This window comes from Paenibacillus sp. GCM10023250 (assembly GCF_042653205.1).
Lineage (GTDB): Bacteria > Bacillota > Bacilli > Paenibacillales > Paenibacillaceae > Paenibacillus_Z.
On record NZ_JBHSHY010000086.1, the window covers coordinates 1 to 1,835 of the forward strand.

General features: G+C 45.6%; 1 protein-coding gene. It reads left to right on the plus strand.

All coding sequences use genetic code 11. The annotated features are described in order from the left end of the window. Positions 1 to 129: 129 nt before the first annotated feature. Positions 130 to 1,416 carry an IS110 family transposase gene (locus tag ACFPB1_RS27320; RefSeq protein ID WP_379229374.1) on the plus strand — a complete coding sequence of 429 codons (1,287 nt, stop codon included), beginning with the start codon at positions 130 to 132 and terminating at the stop codon, positions 1,414 to 1,416. Positions 1,417 to 1,835: the final 419 nt, after the last annotated feature.

Consider the following 1,835-nt stretch of genomic DNA (forward strand, 5'->3'; position numbering starts at 1 on the left):
ACGGACAGCATTCCTATTATGAAGAAATACGAGGTTTGAGAAATAAAAAGACTCCTTGGTATGATGTTAAGGGGTCCACGACGCTGGCCGGCTGAACGGATCCCAAAAACAAACCAAGGAGAACACAACATGAATTTTAATCAAAATGAGCGAATTAATCAAATCACATCTTCTACCTTAATTGTCGGTGTAGACATCGCAAAATTTAAACATGTGGCTCGCGCACAAGACAACCGCGGAGTCGAGTTCGGGAAGCCAATTACGTTTGAAAATACCCAGGCAGGATTCGAGTTGTTTGTGAGCTGGTATCGTAAAATCTTAGCGGAACAAGGTTTCCAAGACGTTATTGTTGGCATGGAACCAACCGGTCATTACTGGCTGAACCTTGCTCATTTTCTTAGAGAAAAGCAAGTTAAGTACGGCGTTGTGAATCCGATGCACGTGAAGAAGAGCAAAGAGTTGGACGATAATTCCCCAACTAAAAATGACATCAAAGATGCGAAGGTCATTGCACAGCTGGTCAAAGACGGGAGATACGCCGTACCTAGCCTTCCTCAGGGCATTTATGCAGAACTGAGGGAAGCGATGAAGATTCGCGATCACCTAACGACTGACCTTTGTGTGATCCAAGCACGTGTCCATAACTGGCTGGATCGATACTTTCCGGAGTTTCTAACGGTATTTAAAGATTGGGAATGCAAATCGGCCATTCAAATGCTGAGCCTTTATTTACTACCGCACGAGCTAGTCCATGTGCCAGATGACACCTTGCTGCAGCACCTAAGAGAAGCTGCAAAACGAGGACTTGGTTTAGGTCGGATACAGCGTCTAAAGGCAGCAGCCAGCCATTCTGTCGGCATCCAACAAGGTTCCGAGTTAGCTAAAATGGAGTTAAAATTACTGCTGACCCAGTATGAATGGCTTCATAACAAGCTCGAAGAGCTGGGAGCCAGATTGGATGAATTGCTCATACAGATTCCACATGTGCCGCAATTGCTGGCCATGAAAGGGATTGGAAGAGATACCATCGCAGGATTCCTTGCTGAGGTAGGTGACATTAGCCAGTACCGTCACCCCAAACAGATTTCAAAGCTCGCTGGATTGAATTTGAAAACAAACTCATCTGGCACACATACAGGACAGACCAAGATAACAAAGAGAGGCCGGAAGCGTCTTCGTGCCTTGCTCTTTCGAGTGATGATGCCGTTAGTTGCTAAGAACGCAGCCTTCCGGGCTTTGCACGAGTACTACACAAAACGGCCGATAAATCCGCTCAAAAAGATGCAATCTCTCATCGCATTGTGTAACAAACTCATACGGATCCTGTTCGGGATACTGCAGAAGGGACATGAGTTCAGCGAAGAGAAAATGATCCAGGATATCCCTCGATTCGCAGCATTACCACAAGCAGCTTAAGTGAATATTTGCCTTTGTTAATGATCTAGTCAGTGAAAAAAACAAATAACAAGAAGCACGGATGAGTCGGAACGGCACTATCCTTACGGACGAAGATCCTGTCGGGCAGCATATCTGACCTCCACCTCATGGACAGGTTGAATGAAGGAATGTGGGAGCGTAGACTCTGCGAGATGTGGGAGGGTTGACCGCCATGAGCTTATGTGGAGATCCAAAGGTGCAACCATATTTTACCGAAGCAACCACTTTTTTCGGTGAGTGGTCTAGGTAGAGGCTTTTTTGCGCCTTAACCAGCCCCATAAATTTCTTCATCTACAACTTCATTCCAATGGTCTGTTACCTGCGAAGAAGAACACTCGGTCAAAATCTAAGAAACCGAGAGTATTTAAGAGAAAAGTGATTCTCCATAGAGGGAGGAT